This is a genomic window from Dyadobacter sp. NIV53, from assembly GCF_019711195.1.
Classification (GTDB): Bacteria; Bacteroidota; Bacteroidia; order Cytophagales; family Spirosomataceae; genus Dyadobacter.
Genome location: NZ_CP081299.1, coordinates 583494 through 603652 on the forward strand (window position 1 = coordinate 583494; position 20159 = coordinate 603652).

At 38.5% G+C, this 20159-nt stretch carries 17 protein-coding genes and 1 pseudogene; 7 read left to right on the top strand and 11 right to left on the bottom strand.

All coding sequences use genetic code 11. From position 1 onward, the window contains the following. Nucleotides 1-357: 357 nt before the first annotated feature. The 5 genes from KZC02_RS02335 to KZC02_RS02355 all read right to left on the bottom strand — a co-directional run bounded on the left by KZC02_RS02335 (nucleotide 358) and on the right by KZC02_RS02355 (nucleotide 6385). Nucleotides 358-2100: an alpha-glucosidase gene (locus KZC02_RS02335; protein WP_221392626.1), complete on the bottom strand. Its 1743-nt coding sequence runs from the start codon at nucleotides 2098-2100 to the stop codon at nucleotides 358-360. Nucleotides 2101-2319: 219 nt separating this feature from the next. Further along, a complete protein-coding gene (locus KZC02_RS02340; protein ID WP_221392627.1) occupies nucleotides 2320-4152 on the bottom strand; it encodes a WD40 repeat domain-containing protein in 1833 nt (610 codons plus the stop codon). 8 nt (nucleotides 4153-4160) lie between these two features. Then, nucleotides 4161-5219, bottom strand: coding sequence for a toll/interleukin-1 receptor domain-containing protein (locus tag KZC02_RS02345; RefSeq protein WP_221392628.1), 1059 nt, complete (start codon nucleotides 5217-5219; stop codon nucleotides 4161-4163). Nucleotides 5220-5234: 15 nt separating this feature from the next. Next, complete coding sequence (locus KZC02_RS02350; protein WP_229253962.1) at nucleotides 5235-5765, bottom strand: cupin domain-containing protein; 531 nt, start codon at nucleotides 5763-5765, stop codon at nucleotides 5235-5237. 152 nt (nucleotides 5766-5917) lie between these two features. After that, nucleotides 5918-6385, bottom strand: coding sequence for a lipocalin-like domain-containing protein (locus KZC02_RS02355; protein WP_221392630.1), 468 nt, complete (start codon nucleotides 6383-6385; stop codon nucleotides 5918-5920). A gap of 289 nt (nucleotides 6386-6674) precedes the next feature. Here KZC02_RS02355 and KZC02_RS02360 point away from each other — a divergent pair, with 289 nt between their 5' ends. From KZC02_RS02360 to KZC02_RS02370, 3 genes are all read left to right on the top strand, one after another. Beyond that, complete coding sequence (locus KZC02_RS02360) at nucleotides 6675-7217, top strand: SRPBCC domain-containing protein (RefSeq protein ID WP_221392631.1); 543 nt, start codon at nucleotides 6675-6677, stop codon at nucleotides 7215-7217. Nucleotides 7218-8120: 903 nt separating this feature from the next. Continuing rightward, nucleotides 8121-9437, top strand: a complete 1317-nt coding sequence (locus KZC02_RS02365) for an MBOAT family protein (RefSeq protein ID WP_221392632.1) — start codon at nucleotides 8121-8123, stop codon at nucleotides 9435-9437. 166 nt (nucleotides 9438-9603) lie between these two features. Then, entirely contained in the window at nucleotides 9604-10557 is a 954-nt protein-coding gene (locus tag KZC02_RS02370; protein ID WP_221392633.1) for a hypothetical protein, read from the top strand. 3 nt (nucleotides 10558-10560) lie between these two features. Here the strand turns inward: KZC02_RS02370 and KZC02_RS02375 are convergent, their stop codons facing one another. Together KZC02_RS02375 and KZC02_RS02380 are read right to left on the bottom strand one after the other, a co-directional pair. Next, entirely contained in the window at nucleotides 10561-11319 is a 759-nt protein-coding gene (locus KZC02_RS02375) for a response regulator transcription factor (protein WP_221392634.1), read from the bottom strand. A 20-nt stretch (nucleotides 11320-11339) separates the two neighbouring features. Further along, on the bottom strand, nucleotides 11340-13085 hold the full coding sequence (locus KZC02_RS02380) for a sensor histidine kinase (RefSeq protein ID WP_221392635.1): 1746 nt from the start codon (nucleotides 13083-13085) through the stop codon (nucleotides 11340-11342). 260 nt (nucleotides 13086-13345) lie between these two features. Between KZC02_RS02380 and KZC02_RS02385 the strand changes: the two genes are divergently transcribed. The 3 genes and pseudogenes from KZC02_RS02385 to KZC02_RS02395 all read left to right on the top strand — a co-directional run bounded on the left by KZC02_RS02385 (nucleotide 13346) and on the right by KZC02_RS02395 (nucleotide 17019). Continuing rightward, nucleotides 13346-14182, top strand: a complete 837-nt coding sequence (locus tag KZC02_RS02385) for a hypothetical protein (protein WP_221392636.1) — start codon at nucleotides 13346-13348, stop codon at nucleotides 14180-14182. Between the two features lie 45 nt (nucleotides 14183-14227). Continuing rightward, nucleotides 14228-14839, top strand: coding sequence for a hypothetical protein (locus KZC02_RS02390; RefSeq protein WP_221392637.1), 612 nt, complete (start codon nucleotides 14228-14230; stop codon nucleotides 14837-14839). A 435-nt stretch (nucleotides 14840-15274) separates the two neighbouring features. Then, nucleotides 15275-17019, top strand: a pseudogene (locus KZC02_RS02395) (gamma-glutamyltransferase family protein). A gap of 321 nt (nucleotides 17020-17340) precedes the next feature. Here the strand turns inward: KZC02_RS02395 and KZC02_RS02400 are convergent. From KZC02_RS02400 to KZC02_RS02415, 4 genes are all read right to left on the bottom strand, one after another. Next, nucleotides 17341-17865 (bottom strand): YcxB family protein, encoded by a 525-nt coding sequence (locus tag KZC02_RS02400; RefSeq protein ID WP_221392638.1) that lies wholly within the window; start codon nucleotides 17863-17865, stop codon nucleotides 17341-17343. Nucleotides 17866-17973: 108 nt separating this feature from the next. Beyond that, nucleotides 17974-18291 carry an SOS response-associated peptidase family protein gene (locus tag KZC02_RS02405; RefSeq protein WP_310590465.1) on the bottom strand — a complete coding sequence of 106 codons (318 nt, stop codon included), beginning with the start codon at nucleotides 18289-18291 and terminating at the stop codon, nucleotides 17974-17976. Continuing rightward, nucleotides 18182-18628: an SOS response-associated peptidase family protein gene (locus tag KZC02_RS02410; protein WP_221392640.1), complete on the bottom strand. Its 447-nt coding sequence runs from the start codon at nucleotides 18626-18628 to the stop codon at nucleotides 18182-18184. The genes KZC02_RS02405 and KZC02_RS02410 overlap by 110 nt, the downstream gene beginning before the upstream one ends. 160 nt (nucleotides 18629-18788) lie before the next feature. Beyond that, nucleotides 18789-19154, bottom strand: a complete 366-nt coding sequence (locus KZC02_RS02415; protein ID WP_229253963.1) for a response regulator — start codon at nucleotides 19152-19154, stop codon at nucleotides 18789-18791. Nucleotides 19155-19536: 382 nt separating this feature from the next. Here KZC02_RS02415 and KZC02_RS31405 point away from each other — a divergent pair, with 382 nt between their 5' ends. Next, nucleotides 19537-19971, top strand: a complete 435-nt coding sequence (locus KZC02_RS31405; protein ID WP_229253964.1) for a metallophosphoesterase — start codon at nucleotides 19537-19539, stop codon at nucleotides 19969-19971. Nucleotides 19972-20159: the final 188 nt, after the last annotated feature.

Genomic DNA, 20159 nt, shown 5'->3' on the forward strand with positions numbered 1-20159 from the left:
AGCCCCAATTCGTCGGTTTCAATACACCCTTTGAAAGTTTTATCTGGTTTCCCGTTTGAAGCCCAACTACCCTTTCCATCACCCTGGAAACTTATACTTATTATTTCATTGCCAAGCTGGGATTGTATTTCAAAATAAGTAGTTCCCCTAAATTGGTTAGTTCTGATCTGGTAATCGACCTTATAACTGAATCCTGTTCTTTACCAATAATAGTTGAGTTTAATATGTTCCAGAGTAACATTTCATGGGTAGAAATAAACAATTATAAATCGATCCGGCACGTTCCTTCGTAACATTAGGTGCTTGTCTAACTACTTAAAACCACCAGTTTCATTTGGACAAGAACCTTGATTTTTGTTACAATCTAAAAACCCTGGCCTCATAACCACGCAATTTCCCAGCTTCTCCGCTACCTTCATAATTGCTTAAAATTAACTCTGCTTTCGCTAAATCTAAGCCCGTATTTACATTTACTACTTTACCCGTAAAATTCAATAAAACCAAAAACTTTACGCCATTCAATTCTCTCGTGTAAGCATATACGTCCGGATTGTTTTTGTCTAATAATGTGTACTTCCCATACACCAGCACCGGATTTTCTTTACGGAATTTTACTATTTTCCGGAAGTAATTTAATGTACTGTTAGGGTCTTTTTCCTGTGCAGCCTGGTTGATCGTTTTATAATTCGGGTTAACTTTCAGCCAGGGTTTACCTGTTGAAAAACCCGCATTTTTAGTGCTGTCCCATTGGAATGGTGTCCTTCCATTATCCCGGCTTTCGAATTGCGTACGCTGCATAAATTTTTGAATATCACCACCAATGGATTTTTGGTATTTGTATTCATTCAGCGCCGGCATATCCCGGTAATCTTCTATTTTGGTAAAACCTGCGTTGGTCATGCCCAGTTCATCTCCATTGTAGTAGTACGGTGTTCCGCGCATGGTCATGATGAAAGTCGTCAGCATTTTGGACGATAATTCCCTGAATTCGGGACTGTCATTACCAAACCGGCTTACCATTCTGGCCTGGTCATGATTGGAAAGGAAAACGGACAACCAGCCCTTTTCAGCAAAAGCACTGTCCCAGCGTGAGAAAACTTCTTTGAAATGAAGCAAGCTATATCCTCCGTATTTAGCAATATCCACACCTTCAAAAGCATATGCCATATTGAGTTCCTTCCGTTCTGCATCTACCAGGTTATGAGCGTCTTCAAATGAGTTACCCGCACCTTCTGCCACCGTCATTACGGGATATTTACTGAACACTTCGGCATTCATTTCTTTGAGATAATCATGTAAATGCGGGCCCATTGCATAGTATTTTGTCAGTTGTTTTTCGTAGCCAACCGGAAAAACGGGAAATGTAGTATCCTTTGCCGAAAACTGAAAGGCATCGAGCCGGAAACCATCTATTCCTTTCGCTGCCCAGAATTTCATCATGTCATATACTTCTTTTCTCAAAGCCGGATTTTCCCAGTTCAGGTCGGGTTGTTTTCTTGAAAAGTAATGTAGATAGTACGCATTGGTCAGCGAATCATATTTCCAGGCGTCATGGTTTATATCAAACATACTGTAACGCGGAGTGGGTTTGCCTTTTTCTGCGTTCCACCAATGATAATAATTCCGGTAAGGACTGGTGCGTGACGATCGGCTTTGTTTAAACCATTCGTGCTCATCACTGCTGTGGTTCAAAACCATGTCCATCACCAGTTTTAACTTGCGCTTGTGCATTTCGCGGAGCAGATCATCAAAATCCTGCATTGTTCCAAAGTCTTTCATGATGTTACGGTAATCGCTGATATCGTATCCGTTATCATCATTTGGCGAACTGTAAATGGGATTAAGCCAAATCACATCCACACCCAGGCTTTTTACATAATCCAGTTTTGAAATAATTCCTTTTAAATCACCGATTCCATCACCATCACTATCTTTAAAACTGCGCGGATATAACTGATAAACAACTGCTTCTTTCCACCATTGTTTGTCTGGGATGGCCTCAGCCTCCTTTTTATCAGGAGATTGGCATGAAAAAAACAACAGACAGGTGACGAATATTTGTGCAGAAAATTGAATGGTTAGTTTGATGAAATGAGTCATAAATGAAGTTAGATTATCTGTTCTGATATACGATTAATAAGTTTAAAACATTGTTTTCTACCCATTGTAAAAATGCAGATTGCTATCAATATAAACATAAGTATGAATGGTAGTTTGCCACCAGGACACAAAGAAACCAGGGCCATTGTTTCAAAAAAACAACTTTTGAGTTTTCTTTATTTTGTGGTAAAGTCAGGCATAATTTAACTAAAAGCCTTTTCAATCAGGTTTAGGCATTTTGCTTAACCTTTTCTTTGCTTCCGCAATGAGCCCGGCTGGCTGTAACTGCCAGACGCTGATGATGTTGGTCAGTTCATTGCCAATATCAAGAAAAGTTGCACTGTTTGTAAGTGTACTGAAATAACGATCATCTTTATTAAAAGCAATGCCTGTAACTTTTCCGGAAGCTTTTATATTACTCACTTCTTTTTGCGAAAGTGTTTCAAAAACCCGCACCGTCCCGTCATCATACCCAACTCCGAAATACCTGCCGGATGAACTGAATGATAAGACACCGTTCATTGAGCGATAATCCATATCCAATAATATACTGTTTTTTTCAACTTGTAACATTTTGAATTTTTCTGCGGTGCTTATCAATATACATTTTTCGTCAGGGCTCCATGTATATAAATTCACATTTGATAAATTTTTTACACCGGCCACTTTCCGCCCTGTTCTGTAATTCCAGATATTTATGCTGTATTTCTCTTCGTTTGTAATTTTATCATTGTAGGAATTAATGGTACTGATGAAATGCCCTTCGGGGCTTATCTTAAAGGATTGAATCCGTCCAATATTATTAAAAAATGGATATGGTTTACTTGTTCTTTTTCTAATATCCAGGACAGAAATATTACCTTTTTCACCCAATAAAACCAGATCTTTCCCATCCGGACTGAATGCCATTTCGGATATTGGTTCCTTCAAAGGAATAGTTAATTTTTGCTTGTAATTATTTTGTAAGTTTTGATATAAAACCCCTACTCCATTTTGTCCTTTCAGATCCGTTTGAATCCAAAAAACTGACTTATCATCCTTACTGACAGTAACTTTATTTATCAGAACAGAATCCTTATTAAATGGAATCCGGTTTTTTAAATGTGAGTAATTCCAAATATTCAGGCTGTCCTGTACAGTAACAATTTGCCTGAGGTTATCTGAAAAATATTTGATTTCCTGCGCCTGGAAGTTTGTACTGAGCTTGCTGTTTTCACTATCAATTCCGTCTTTCCAATACGATAGCCTGTTATTTTCCCCGGTGTCATTATATTCTGCCAAGCTTACGAGCTGGTCCGAATAAGGTTCATAAGCAATACGGTTCGGTATTAATGGCAGAAACCATTTGTTGGTTTCGGCTTGCCCTTTGTAATTCCATGTTTCAACTGTACCCCCTGCTTCTCCACCAAACGGGTTTTCAGCAAATATCAATTGGTTACCATCCGGATGGAAAGCCATATTGGTAACATTCCCATTTACGGGAATATAACTTGCCGGGCTGAACTTCATTCCGGCACCCCGTTTCCATAAGGTAATATTGGTTTGCTGGTAGGTCGCCAGACTATTGTCATCCAGCCCGGCCGCGACTCCGAATATTTCATCTGACTGAAAAAAACTGACCGGATTTCTAAAATGATCATTGGTAAAAAAAGTGTCGTCCATATAACTGAAATCCCAAAAAAATGCTGCTCCTGCCCGGTTTCCCTTATCATCAAATGTGGTACAGCCAATAACTAATGTCGATCCGTTTGGTGCAAAAGAAACAGAAGTTACTTTCCCCGAAACGGGCAGCTCAACGAGACTATCATTTCCGGTATTCAGGACTTTCACCAGATTATCGGCATCAGACTTATCCAGTACACATACTACATATTTACCATTTGGACTAAGTGTTACGCTTGTAATATTTCTTCCGGAACTATCAATTGGATAATTTTTAAAAGTATCATCAGTTTTGTTAAATATTCTGACTGAATTTGAAAGCGCAAACGCTATATATTGTCCGTCATTACCAAAAGCTGGAGAAATTTCAGAAATACAATTGTCTGTCAAATTACATTTTACCTTAAAAAAGGCATTCTTTCACCAGCATTAAAAAATTGCCTGGTAGAATCTGAAAGTTTTTCTGTGATTGGTTTGCCATCCGTGGTGAGTAAAACAGGTTCACTGTAAGTCTTACGGCTTTTGAATTCAGGTAACATTGCCAGTGACGAACGAAGTGCTGCATCCGTAATAATCGAACGCTCTCCGACAGAATAATCTATTTCCGCAGACTGGACTGCTTTTTCTACGCTTTTGGTTAAAAGTTCCGGGTTTTGAAGCATCACCTGTGACTCATTCGCATACTGAAATGCGGTGGCAATTTTTTGCTGCTTTTGTGCCGCAGCCGTTGCCGTTGCTGCCAATCGGGAAGCCCGTCGAAATTCTGATTCAGCAATTTTTCTGTTTTTTTCTGCTTCCCTCGCGCTTGAATCCGCCAGCGCTGCCCGGCCTAATGCCTTGTTTGCTTTTGCTGTTTCCGCACTTGCCAGTTTTGTTGCTTTGTTTGCGTTAGCAGTGGCCTCAGCAGCTTTTTTAAACTGATCGTTCGCAACAAAAGCAGCTCCCGCAATGGCTAGTATCAAAATTCCCAGCGTTATTGCTGCACTAAGTGTGTAGAGCCGGAGCCTGTCTTTGCTCTTCCGGTACGAAAATGCTTTCTCGATCCGGTTTACTATGGAAGGAGACGGATCACCGCTTATCAGGTTGGCAGGCTGTTCTTTTTCGCGGCGCAAGCCTGTTACAAAATGCTGCCAGGGTGCAGTAGGAATCGTTTCATTAAAATCTATGAGAATAATAGAAGTGGTTCCTTTTTCCTTTGCAAAAAGCTCTATTTCATTGGCTACGGGCACGGATCGGGCAGTATCCGGCGACCCTACCACAACGAGCATAGTACAGCCTTTAAGTTTATTGATAAGGCTCACCGGAAGATCTTTGCCGGCATCGGTTCCTAATGCATCAGTAAAACAGGAAAAGCCTTTTTTAGTTAATTCATTTGCTAATCCGTCTGTATAAGTAGTGGCGTCCGACCGGCAATAGGAAATAAATATATCGTCATTATTTATTTTGAGCAACTGCATATTTCAGATTACATCTTACCATTTTTTGAAGTTCGTTATTGGTGGCCCAACCCGTTTGAGGCCATGCTCTTCACGGAATTTATCCTGTTGTTCTTCGGAGAATCCCTTTGTGTAACCTTCACTGATCTTTTTGAACATATCTTCCATTTTGCCGGCAGGCTGGAAAAACATCAATAATTTCCCTTCGCCCTCTCCTACTTTTGCAAAACTGTGCGGAACTAGTCTTGGCCCAAAAACGCTATCTCCTGCCTTTGCCTGATAGGTCACATCTCCAACCTTGATCAGGAACTGCCCGGAAACTACATACCACCATTCATCCTGATCAAAATGCAGGTGATGAGACGGACCTCCTTCCTTTATCCTGCTAGATTCAAACACAAAAATATCTCCATCAGTGTCTTTGGTGGATACTTTGGTAAAAAATGTATCTCCCTCAAAAAGACTGATACTTTTGTCAAACCGATCCTTTCCGGAACTAACAATGAAACCCTTTTCTACTCTGAATTTTTTAATAGAACTGGCTACCAGATTTACAGATGATGCCATAAATGCTAAAGTTGCCGTACATAACCGCAGAAAGCTGATCCTTTTCATTATAACGATATAGTAATAAGTGATTTAAATCATTAAAATTATTGAATTCCCTAAGCAGTTTACCTACCGTTTACTAAGTGGCAAGTATTTAGATAATCGAACCTCTACTTTTTCAGCCTCACATATTTCTCAATATTAAGCCTGTTTATTCCGGCGCTTTCCACTTTTTCCACGCCGGTCTGGATCAGCGTGTCGTCTTTTATTGCAATGGTAAATTTGAAATCATTCCCCTCCCATTCCCTGTCGCTGCAATATTCAAGATGTTCGGTGTACAAACTATCGCTTAATGAATACGTGCCTCCACCGGATGAATACATCACCGAATAATCCTTTCCCTTTTTCAGGTCATGATTCAAAAAAGCAAAATGGGTATCGTTAATGATCTTAACAAAAGATACATTTTTATTATAATATGCGACCACCGTATCGCCTTTTTCAATGGTGGTTCCTGTAATCAATTTCCATGTACCAACAATGGGCAGCGAAGTTTTTTTTGTGGAATTTTCTTCGGTTTTCTGTACGCAGGAAATAGCGATAGTTGCCAGTATCACGAATTGGAATATTGTTTTCATCTGGTTTGGTTTAGGTTAGCTACAAAGATAACCGGATGTTCCAATCTAAAAAGTTTATTGTATCCATTAGACCTTTGTACATAAATACCAATTCTGGTTTTTATTCCTTCGAGCTTTATGTACGGTGGATGACGGTCATGGGGCCTTAAAATCAGGATCGCCAATGGGACGTTGACGTCATCGGATAACCGGTTTATGAATTTTTATAAGAATGAAATTCTGCTAAGGCATAATTATTATAATCTGAACAGCAACAACTTAAAAACTTCAATAATAAATACTCAACATCATGGACGAAAATCAAAAAACACATAACATCGAGCTTGATCAGGATTTTCAGGTTTCTGTCGAAGAACTTTTTAAAGCATGGACGGAAGCGGACCACCTTAAAGAATGGTGGCATCCCATGGACGATTCCTTAGAAGATGTAAAAAACGAATTACAGGAAGGCGGTGCGGTTGAATATCATTTCGCAGGCAGGAAGTTTGATGTAAAAGGAAATTACAAAGAGGTAAAACCAAACGAAAAACTGGTATATACCTGGGACTGGGAGTTTGAGGAAAATCTGAAAAACGAATCCTTTGTCCTCACTATTACTTTTGAATCCAATGAAAGCGGAAGCAGGCTGCATGTAAAACAGGAAGGCTTTAGAGACGAACAAGCGGTGGGGCCACATGAGGAGGCCTGGAAAAAGGGCTTGGAAGATCTTAAAGCACATCTTGAAAAATCATCCTCATCAGTAAGCGACAGTGTTAAAAGTGATGAAGGAATGAACGACAGATCGGGAGGATATAACGAATTACCCGAACAGGCCAAAGTAGGCGGCGCATAATATCGCTGATAAAGAAACGAAATCCTCTGGCAAGTTGTCAGGGGATTTTTTATGACCAGCAAAATCCTTTTTCCGGAATTTATCAATGATCATCTTCATGTCGATTGTATTTAAATCTCCTGACAAGGATCACAAAAAGACAATTGCACTTTTTCTATAAATATGTATATTAAAAAAATAACAGATCAGTTATGAACCCGATTAGCTCAATTAAAAAAGCGAATATTTTCTAAACCATCAGATACATATTTCTATTCAAATTGAACATTAAAAATCAGAAAAGCCAAGGCATCAATTACAGACTGAAACAGTGAAAATTCAAACATTACATGAAAAAAAAAATACCTGCGCCGAATTAATATAATTATATTTTTAAACCTGTTTTCTGTTAACAGAAAAAACATCTTATAAGAAATTAAATTTATTAATTCGGGTATTTTAAGATTTGAAAAAGACTGTTAAAACGTATTAAAAGTATAAATATTGAATATTTTTATATTTCGTATAAGAAAATTTTTAGAATTAAAGTCATTACAATTGTCATTTATATTGTAATTTGGTAGCATAAATTTGTAGTAATAATTGTTTATTTAATTTGTACAACTACTTGATTAATAAATAAATACTAAAGATCTGACCAAAATCTGCATTAGGATTATTTGAATTTGTTAGTAATTTAGTGCTGACGTAAAGAAATGTCTTAGATGAAAATTCAGCTTAAGCACATATTTTGTAACATTTAACATTTTTTATCACAAAGTTTATTCTAAATATTTTCTATATAACCTTAGAATTAATTTATTCTCTGTTCTAATTATTAGTTTTATCCAATACTTAACCTATCAAATATCAAATATCACAGCTAATTTGAGTTTATATAATTAAGTTAAACCACCCTGCGCAATGTTATTTAATTCTATCTCATTTGTCTTCTTTTTTGTAATTGTTACCACATTATACTTTTTACTGCCCCACAAATACCGATGGTTTTTGCTGCTGGTTGCCAGTTGTATTTTTTATATGGCATTTGTGCCTGTATACATTCTGATACTCGGCTTCACGATCGTAATCGATTACTTTGCAGGAATTTACATTGAGAAAGCTGCCGGGGCGAGGCGAAAATTATTATTGACAGTCAGTTTGGTGGCTAATGTAGGAATTCTGGCCATTTTTAAGTATTTCAATTTTATTTCCGCAAACCTTACCGATTTATTACATACACTCGGCCTTCCGGTTTCCCTGCCTCTGCTAACGATCTTATTGCCAATCGGGCTTTCTTTCCATACTTTTCAGGCGATGAGCTACACCATTGAGGTGTACAGGGGCAACCAGAAAGCGTTACGGGATTTCGGGATTTATTCATTGTACGTGATGTTTTATCCTCAGCTGGTAGCCGGCCCGATCGAACGGCCACAAAATCTGCTTCACCAATTTTACGAAAAGCACTATTTTGATGCTTTCAGGGTTACCGAGGGTCTGAAGCGGATGTTATGGGGTATGTTCAAGAAAATTGTAATTGCAGATCGCCTTTCCTTATATGTAGATGCGGTTTACAATAATGTCAATCACCATTCTTCCATCACTTTAATAGTTGCCACGGTATTTTTTGCGATACAGATCTACTGCGATTTTTCCGGATATGCTGATATTGCGCTAGGTACAGCACAGGTAATGGGCTTCAATCTGATGGAGAATTTCAAACGTCCGTATTTTTCCAAATCCATTTCAGAATTCTGGTCGCGCTGGCATATATCCTTATCAACATGGTTTAAAGATTACCTGTATATTTCGCTGGGAGGCAACCGGGTTTCAGTTCCAAGGTGGTATTTCAACCTGTTCATTGTGTTTCTTTTAAGCGGGCTGTGGCATGGTGCAAACTGGACCTACCTGATGTGGGGAGCTATCAACGGATTATACCTGATTTTTGCGCTTGTGCTGGCCAAACCAAAGGGCTATTTTAACAATTTTCTTGGAGCTTCAAGGTTTCCAAAAGTATTCTCCGTATTCCAGATTTTAACAACTTTTGCGCTTGTATGCTTTTCCTGGATATTTTTCAGGGCAAACAATATAGGCGACGCATTTAAAATTATCTCAAAGATATTCCAGTTTAAAGGCAGGTTATTTATGCAGGAAGATATTTTTTATGCACTTACCGGAATCGGAATTCTATTCATTACCGAGTATGTGTCAGAGTATTATCCAGAGAAAAATTATTATTAAAAAGCGAAAACGTAGCCATCAGATTTTCCACTTATGCCATGATCATTTTATTGATGCTCACCATTGGTGTATTTGACGGCGGACAGTTTATTTATTTCCAATTCTAAATCCAATTGTGAATTCTAATCTGTAAAAAATTAATAAACTATTGCTTCTAACAAATAATATGGATCTCAACGTTAAAAAAGGAAAGAACACCTATCTGAAATTATTTTTAAAATTTGCCGTACTGGTAGTTTTAATTTACCTGCTGGACATCGTGGTTGGTGCCGGGGTTAAACGGCTCTACTTTAAACCGACCGAAGGCAAATTTCATGATCAGACGTATGCATTTGATTCTACCAAAGCGGATGTATTAATCGTTGGTTCCTCGAAGGCAGCCCATAATTATGTGAGCCAGGATATTGAAGACAGCCTGCATGTATCTACTTACAATGCCGGGCATGAAGGCGCGCATTTTTTACATCAGTATGCACTTTTGAAGAGCGTATTGAAAAGATACCATCCAAAAGTGATCATCTGGGATTACTACAACGGAATAAAACACGATCCGGTTACTTACTACGAACTGAGTGTTATCCTGCCGTACTACGAAACACATCCGGAAATAAGGCCCATCATTGATATGAGAAGCCAGTTTGAAAAGTTTAAAATGATATCTAAAATTTATCCGTACAACTCCACACTGGTTTACAATGCGAATAAATTGCTGGGATTGTATAAAAATCCGGAAAAAGATAAGTCTGTAAAAGGTTATATCCCGCTGCGCAGTAAATGGAAGGATGAAATAAAAATGGAAAGTAAAAATCTGGAACCTCCGTTGGACACTACCTGTATAGCCGCATATAAGTCAATTATCAGGTATTGTAAATCCAATGATATCCAGCTTATCATGGTTAATTCGCCGGTGTATAAAACCTTCAAACGCACGCCGAATTATGATAAACTTGCGATGGAAATTGCCGACCAGGAGGATATTGCATTTTTAGAATTTACAAAAGACAGTACTTTTATAAAAAACCCGCAATACTTCAATGAACCAGCCCACTTAAATGTGGAAGGAGCCAAAATATTTACCAATAAGCTTATTGCAGAAATCAGGAAAGAAAATATTTTGTAGTTCTTAACTTTTAACCATTAAAAGCCTGTTCATTAACTCCTTTCTTTTGCCTTCCGGAATAGGAATTTCAAAAGTGTGCACGAATATTCGGGTTGAATCAAAACGGTATAATTGTTCGAGATTAATAACGTAGGATCTTGACAACTGATAAAAATGTAAAGGAAGTATCGAAAATATACTTCCTTTATTTGTTGAAACCAGTACTGGTTCATACCTGCTGCCCGGGAATAACCGGCTATGTTCGTTTTCAGTCAGATAAAGCAGTGAATTGATTCTTTCTGCCTGTATAAATAAAATTTCTTTCACCTTAACACCAATGAATCCCTTATAAGTAGGAAGAAATACGTGTTCAGAATCTATTTGATTGGAATTGGGAATGTTACCGGAATAAAAATTATTCAGAGCCAAACCTATCTGGACAAACAATTCCCTGATGCTTAAAGGTTTTTCGAGAAAAGCAGCAGGAAATGTTTTGAGTAATTTATCTTTTATTTCGAGTGGCTTGTTTCCTGTAATATAAATAACAGGGATCCATTTGATTTTGTTTAGCTCAATGGCTGTATCTATTCCATCTTCCGGCCCGCTCAGTTCGATATCAATTACTGCAAGATCTACCTTTTTCTTTTTCATTATATTCACTGACGACTGCAAATCCCCAGCAATTCCGGCAATGGCTAATCCTTCCCGTTTTAGTCCGGATTCTATATTAGCAGCAATTAATTCATCGTCTTCTACGATCAGTATATTTCTAACAGCTTCCATATCCCGTTTGAGTTTACTTCTTAGTTGACAGCATGTTTGGGTTCAGCCTGGAATGACAACGTGAAACAACATCCCGAATCCGTGGTGAAAGTTCCGGATGCTTTTAACCGTTTTAATAGAATGCTTATTAATCTTAACCCAAAATTTGTCTGGGTTTTATCATTTTTAAAACCCGGGCCGTTATCATAAAAACTGAGAAATACGCTATCCGATTTCAAAGTACAGTTTATGGCAAGTGTAGGATTCAGATTATCAGAAAATGCATATTTACAGGCATTTGTAGTAAGTTCGTTCACAATTAATCCCAAAGAAACCGCCTTATCCGTGTGCAACCAGATATCCTCTATTTCATAAATAACAGTCACATATTCCAGCTTATAACTTTGCAATACGCCATTTACCAATCCTGAAATATAACTGCGTAAGTCTACATCCACCAGCTTGTCCCCCTGATATAAACTACGATGTACCCAGGTCATGGCCTGGACGCGCAACAGACTTTCTTCCATCACAGCCATGGCATGCGGATCCGACAAGCTATACAATTGCAAACTCAGTAAATCCGAAACAGACTGTAAATTATTTTTTGTCCTGTGATTCTGCTCCTTAACCAAATAAGCATTTTGAATACTCAGTTTTCGGTATTTTATAAAAAGCATATAAAACAGGATTCCCAGAACAGACGCGACCAGAAATAAAGTTAAAGTGATATTTGTAAGTCTTTTTTGAATCTGTATATTTTTCAGTTGTAAAAGTTTTTCTTTTCCGTGAGCTATTAGCTCAGCACTTTTCAGTTCATTTTCGTAGACAAGGTTTATATTCTCAACTGCTTCGTTCCGGTAATTTTCGAATTGGCGTGCCTGCAATTCCCTAACCTGTTTTTGATAAGATATTGCCTTTTGCCAGTTCCCGGTCTTTTCATAATAAATAGTCAGCGTTTCGTATAATGAAACCTGAATGCCAAGGTGGGCGCTTTGTGATTTGTTCGCCACCAAAGCTTTGTCAAGCCATTGTTTTGCAGCGGCAAATTTTCCACGCCTGATTAAATCGCTGGCTATCTGGCTTGACAGATCAACTATATTGTTCATTAACTTTTCTTTATGATATATCAGCAATGCTTTTTGTTTATAGAGGATGCTGTTATCAATATCGTTTTTCAATTCGAATACTTTTCCCAGACATTGGTAGGATACAGCCATATCGACCTGAATATTAAAATCAGATGCGATTTTCAGCGATTTTGTATAATAGAAACAGGCACTGTCCAAAGAACCAGAATTCTTTTTCTCCCGATCCGTTTCCCACTTTGTTTGCTGAATATCACCTGAAATGCGATAAGCTCCCATTAATCCCTTTAAAGAATTAATTTTTGCAAAGTTATTTTTTGCCAGGTGTACATATCTCTCCGCCTCGTCCATATCAGATTGAAAGATCTGTATTTCGCTCATTCGAAGATATATTTTTCCAATATTTTCTGAGGGTCCGTTAGGCTTTCTGATATTCAGCGACTTAACCAGCCATTGCTGCGCTTTGGAAAAATGGCCGATATTGATGTAACGCTTACCAAGCAAGTAACACAATTCTCCTATTTCAGCTGTATCGCCACGGGTTATAGCGATTTCGTATTCTTTTTGAGTTGTTAATAACCTCTCATATATATTTTGGGAAGAAGCCGGAATGGTGTTGGTTTGGGCAATCAGAGCATTTGCTGACAGAAGAAAACATACTGTGATGATGAGAATCGTTGAGTAAATTTTGCTAACCATTATTCGATACTATTTGAAGATGGCTTTGTAACTAAAGTCAATTTAATCAATTCTTGTTACCATCGGATTCTTTTAAAGAAAATTTCTCTGCACCAAAACATTACTGCCGGAAAACAGATAAAATAGTATCAGCAAAGATTAAAAAGCCATTATACGGGTTTGGGAAGAAAAATCCGGTATTTCGGAAGTTTGGTTAGATTTCCGTTTAATAAAATTAGTTTTTTTGAGTGTCTTAATATTCGAACTCATCTAAAATTTCCATGAAAACAACTCTCCTCTATCATCAAACTATCCTGACAGAATTAAAAAAAATAATCATCAACGGCAGCCTTTTATTGGCGATATTATTTCTTCCTGTTCTTACTACAAGCAGTTTCGGGCAAACAAAACCCGAAGTATTAACTAACCAGACAGTCATTTCACTGGTGAAGGCGGGGCTTGATAAATCTGTGATTATCACAACCATCAATAACTCGGATGGAAAATTTGACGTAAATGCAACATCACTGATCAATCTGCGCAAGCAAGGTGTATCCAATGAAATTATTTCAGCTATGGTGGACAGGTCAGCAGGTAAACCAAACAAGCCTTCTGACAATCCCAAAGCGGAGGTGAAAATTGTAAAAAAAGGGCCCAAAATTGATCTTATCAATCATCCATATACCTTTAACAGTGCGACCAATGTTGCTAACCCATTAGAAAAAAATGTCGCCGAAGTCAGGACAAAAACCAAGGCATTTGGATATGGAGGTGTAACCCACCAATATGAAGTTTCCAACGTCAAATCAGCAACAAGACAGAATTCCGCAGATTCCGTATACTTTTTGATTAATACCGGTGGAGTTGCTATACCGGAGTTTGTGTTATATCAGACCAAAATTGAAAAAGACAAACGTGTCGCTGCCACTTTTACGGCAAAACCGATTGGCGGCGCCAAATCCGGAAATAACACGATTTCCTATAACACACTCCCCGCTGGTAATGGCCTTTTCAAACTGGTGCCTTCTCAAAAGCTTGAAAAAGGTGAATATTTTTTTGCAGGAAAACCTGTTGGCAGTGCTAATTCCCTTGACGTTTATTCATTTGGTATAGATTAAGCTACTGTTTTTTTAATTCATAAGGCGACCTAAACTCATTTGTTTATGCAAACTGCTCCAATTTACAATTACACCATTGAACAGAATTCAACGCATTCAGTCATAACTTATAAAAAATCACCAGTCAGCCTACAGGTGATTGGCCCAATATCGGTTTACACTGCGATTCCGGGAATCCTTTTAACCTTTATGATGGGAAAACCTGATTCAGTCATCGAATTTTTCATTAAATGGATATTGATTACACTTGCATTATCTTATGGAATTTACCTGTTGATCAACCTGTTGCGCCGGCCCGGGCAATTTGGTATCAGCAGTACTGCAATACTATACAACGGGCAATCGTATGATCTCCAGCATATTTCTTCAATTGGGCTTAAAGATGCTTCCAACATGTATTTAGAAACTTCAACTGTTTATTATACACAAAGCTCATTTGGATCTTTGGCAGGTAGTGTCTCAAATCTTTCCAACTCAATGAGGGCAGCCGGAGCGCAAAGCAGAATGGCGATTCAACACCATGTTAAAAATGTAAGTTACAAAATATACATCCGGTTTGGCTCGAAAGACATCAATATTGCCAGTGGAATGGACGAAGCGTCAGCGGATGTGTTATTAAATAAAATCTGTGAATTGACCGGTTACAAAATAAAATAGGTCAACTTTTCCACCAATCAGATCCTGATTAAATTGAATTTTGGTTCCTGAATTTGCCTTATTTTACATTACTTAAAGGAGGCTGCTTTGATAGCGGCCTCTTTTTTTATTTTACAGCTGTTGAATGTTTTATGTATTACCTGCCTGTAAATTACTAATTGTCAAGAATTGGGAGCTTGTACTTAAAAAGTCTGAATAAAAGCTTACTTCATCAATTTCACTTATATTTATAAGGATAAAATTGGAACGTTACTTTTGTTTTATTCTGTAAATCTGTATTTTGTCGAAATAGTATAAATACCTCAACTCATGATAAAACAAAAACTTTTAATCTTTTCCCTTACTATTTTCTGCGTCCATTTCCAGTCTTACGGGCAAGCTTTTAACAATTTTCCTGTTACCACGCAAAAACCCCCTTTACATGCAAAACACTGGATGGGAATTACCGGAAAACCTTTGGCCGCAACGGCGGGAGCGATGATTTTCAGTAAGGGTGGCAATGCCATTGATGCATCGTGTGCCATGCTCGCGTCTACCTGTACGATGTGGGATGTATTGAGCTGGGGTGGTGAAACGCAGGCATTGATCTATAATCCCAAAACAAAAAAGGTGATCGCAATCAATGCAATGGGTGTGGCACCAACCGGAGCAACAGCCGATTTTTTCAAGAAAAAAGGTATGAAATATCCGCCTGAATATGGCCCGCTTGCTGCAACAACGCCGGGAACAGCGGGAGGACTGATGACTATGCTGGCAGAATATGGTACCATGAGTTTGAAACAAGTTCTGGCACCAGCGATGCAGCTTGCCGAGGGTTATCCTATTGAAGCCCAAACGGCCAATTCCATTGAAAGAGGTAAAGACAAAATAAAAGAATGGCCCTACTCCAAAAAGGTATTTCTACCGCATCCTGGCGAAAAAAGAGAAGCCCCCGATGCAGGTGAAATGTTTGTACAAAAGGATTTACTGGCCACCTTACAAAAACTGGTGGACACAGAGGAACAGGCATTAAAAAAAGGAAAAAGCAGGAAAGAGGCCATTTATGCTGCTTACGATCGTTTTTATAAAGGTGATATTGCCAAAGAGATCGCACGTGGCTGTCAGGAACAAGGCGGGCTGATCACGGAAAAGGACATGGCCAGCTGGAAAGTAAAGATCGAAGAACCGCTGATGGTTAATTACAAAGGAATTGATGTATACAAAATGCAGCAATGGACGCAGGGGCCGGCAATGCTGCAGGCTTTAAATATGCTCGAAAACTTTGATTTGAAAAGTATGGGTTATAATTCTTCCCGCTATGTACACACCATGTATCAGGTAATGAACATGGCATTTGCCGATCGGGATTTTTACTATGGTGACCCTGCATTTGCACCCGAAGGGCCTATGAAAGGTTTGTTGTCAAAGGAGTATGCCAAGGAGAGAATAAAACAGATCAACTGGGAGAAAAATGACCCAAAAGTGCTTCCAGGTGATCCCTACCCTTTTGAAGGCAAAAAAATCCATATACAGAACAGATTAAGTCCTGGGGAAATTTCCATGCTGCCCTTGACCGGAATGCAAACGGATTGAATGAAAAATTCATGGAGGAATTTACAGCAGGTACAACTTCGGTGGAAGCGGCCGATGAAGAAGGCTGGGTTGTTTCAATAACACCAAGCGGCGGTTGGGTGCCTGCAACTATTGCCGGAAATACGGGTGTTGGATTGAGCCAGCGTATGCAGTCATTCGTGCTGGATGCAAAGGAAAATCCTTTTAATGTGGTGGAACCGGGTAAGCGTCCGAGAGTTACGCTGACACCAAGCCTGGCACTAAAAGATGGAAAACCTTTTCTTTCCTTTGCCAAACAGGCGGGTGACGAACAGGATCAGTTACTGCTGCAATTCTTTCTTAATATCGTTGAATTTGGGATGACCGTACAGGAAGCTACCGAAGCACCCAGTTTTAAAACATTGCAGATGTATGCCAGTTTTGGTGAGCATGAAAAAGACCCGGGCGGACTGATCCTGAATGAGGCTATGCCGGATTGGACCAGAAAGGAATTATCCCGGATGGGTTACAGGAATTCGTACCAGCCACGCACCAGCGGACCAATCAACGCCATTTATTTTGACTGGATTCATGGCACCATGTGGGGAGGATCGAGCAACCACGGCGAGGATTACGGAATCGGCTGGTAGAGTTACTGATTTTTGCCACGGATGCACGAATAAACACGAAGTAACTAAGAATATCTATTCTAACATTCGTGACGATTCGTGAATCCGTGGCATTTTAGTACTGGTAGAGTTACTGAGATTTTTGCCACGGATGCACGAATAAACACGAAGTAACTAAGAATATCTATTCTAACGTTCGTGACGATTCGTGAATCCGTGGCATTTTAGTACTGGTAGAGTTACTGAGATTTTTGCCACGGATGCACGAATGAACACGAAGTAACTATTTTAATATTCGTGGCCAGTCGTGTATCCGTGGCATTTTAATACCGGCACCTTATATTATCTGGAGTTGATGTTAATTATTTTTGGGCCTGTAATCGTGCGGATCAAGTTTTTAAATTCAGTCGTTTCTTCGGGGGTAAAAACTCTTTTTGGAAGTACACTTGCCATAATTTCCGTCTCTTTTAAAATAAAAAATTCCTTTGTTTCCACAATGGAATTTAATTTATTCCAGACTAGCTGCTTATTATAAGTCTCGCCTTTGACTTTAAAACCAGTTTCATAGATTTTAACCATAGTAAGCTCTATAAAAGGATTTTTCTTTTTCACCAGGTTTGAAGCCTGAATTTTGGCTGTAATTTCCGAAACGAAAGTCAGGTAGATAGCCAAAAAAAACGGAAACGCATAATAAAGGCTAAAATTTAAAGTACCGTTAATAAGCCTCGCGGTTGTAATATAAACCATTACAGCTAAAAGAATACTTCCCACGATTCTTAACAATTTTGTAATAAACCGTGAATTGGATATATCGAGTAAACTTTGGTGAACCTCCTTCTCTGTAAGCTTGTAACTGATTTGGATCATGATAGACGGTTATTGGGTTAAAGGTTGCAAGTTAGGCCGGACAGACAGAATGTCAATAATATTGTGAAGAAATAAATGCCCATACGTCATCCTGAAACATTCATATCACTATAAATCCCCGAGTTTACTAACAAGTTTTGCAATCAGTTCAATATGGTCCCGGTTTGCAAAATCGTCTTTATTTCTGCCATTCAGCCATTCCTTTTCTTCTTCACGATTTAATACAACAGGCATTCGCCAGGCACTGTTATGTACAATTTGCATAATGGAATTAGCATCGGTCATGACCATTGAATAAGTAAACCACTCCGAATTATCAGCCGGATTGATCCAGCGCGAATAAATGCCTCCGATACAAAAAAACCTCTTCGTCGGGACGGGTAAGCCTGAAAATATTTTTTGGAGCGTTCTTTTTTGAAAGATCAGTCCATTGGTATTCGTAAAAATGGCTTACAGGAATTAAGCAGCGAAATTTGACAGCATCACGAAATGATGGTAAAGTATCCAGTGTGTCCAGGCGCGCATTTAATGTTCCCGCCCGGATCTTCTTAGCTTCCTCGACACTTCTTGCCCAGTGAGGAATGAGGCCCCAGCGGTAACTTTTGATCTGATGCGGATCTTTACGGGTGATTACCCAGTCGAGAGGAAATTGAAATCCGTTGGAATGTACTACCGGTTTATATAAGTTAGGGTTCTCAAATTTAGCCTCAAATCGTTTTTCAACAACCGGCGCTGCGGCAATTAATCCTTTGTGATAACACATAACTTTTATGATTTAAAATTTTCGCTGAGTCTGGTTTATTTAACATTTCAGAGGCCTTTTCTGTTTCAATTTCAAACCATTTATATCGAATTGAATTCAATAAAAAAGCCCCCGGATAATTCCGGAGGCTTCATTTACAGTTTCTGAATATTTATCTTATTTATCTGGAAACCAAACAAGTAGCAATTAACATTCGTAATTCTTCTTCATCCCATGGCTTGTTTACATAGTAATGTATATAACCCGATTTGATGGCAGACCTGAATTCTTCCTTGTAAGCATGACAGGTTAGCAGGACACGGATCGTTTCAGGAAATTGGTCGGTGATCTGCTCAAAAAACTCAACACCAGTTGTTCCCGGCATCTGATGATCTGCAAATACAATGTCAATTTGTTTTTCTTTTAGAATCTTAAATCCATCAACCGTGCTTTCGGATAAAAACACATCTGCATCCTTTCGGAAGGTGGCCATAAATGAATTCAGATTATTAATTTCATGATCCACATACAGAACATTTATACTCATACTAATAGCGCGATAACTGGATATAATTACCCTCAACAAATTTTAGGCTAATTAATTTCACCAATCCACTTTTTATAATTGGCTTTATTATTCATTTATCAAATGTCTTTCTGCTACATACTGTAAGTCTTCTTTTTAAAATCGTCAAAAAACAAAAAGCAAAATTCTAAAATTGTATTTAAAATGCTTTTAATCAGATCCTTATATTCGTTAAATTACATTTTCAAAACATCAGATTAAAAATCATCTGTTAAGTTAAGCCATCCCGGAGCCTACAATTCACCTTTAAATAGCACTGTTTCTATTTTTTTCTCACTGCGGAAATGAATTAACATGACGTTTATTTTGTCCTTTTACAACTGGTAACTTAACAAGCTCAACTTTGAAAATTTATTTACGATTGTCAATCCTGCTTTTATTAGTAGTATTGACTTCCTGCGATGGCCTCTTTCAATACAATCCCAATCAGATTATTTTAAAGGAAAGCGAAAAGAACCTGAACGCCAAAAACATTGCTCTTGTACAGGCCCTGCCAGTCCGTGATACGCTAAAATTTATTCTTGTAGGCGATACCCAGCGCTGGTATGACGAATCTGCCGATTTTGTAAAAAGTGCCAATAGCCGGAAAGATATTTCCTTTGTGCTGCACTCCGGCGACATCTCCGATTTTGGCCTTACACAGGAATTTATCTGGGTTAATGAGATCATGCAAAAATTAAAGTATCCATATCTCACTGTAATTGGCAATCACGATATTGTGGCAAACGGCCCCTTGGTTTACAATAAAATGTATGGTGCCCTGAATTATTCCTTCTGACTTTGGAAATAACAAGTTCATTTTCATTAATACCAATTCAAGGGAATACGCATTCGATGGCACCACACCGGATTTATCCTGGCTGAAATCTCAGCTTGCTAATAATCCTGATAATAAAAATGCTATTGTTGTTGCCCATGTCCCTCCTTTTGATGCGGATTTTGACCGGAATCTGGAAAAACCCTATG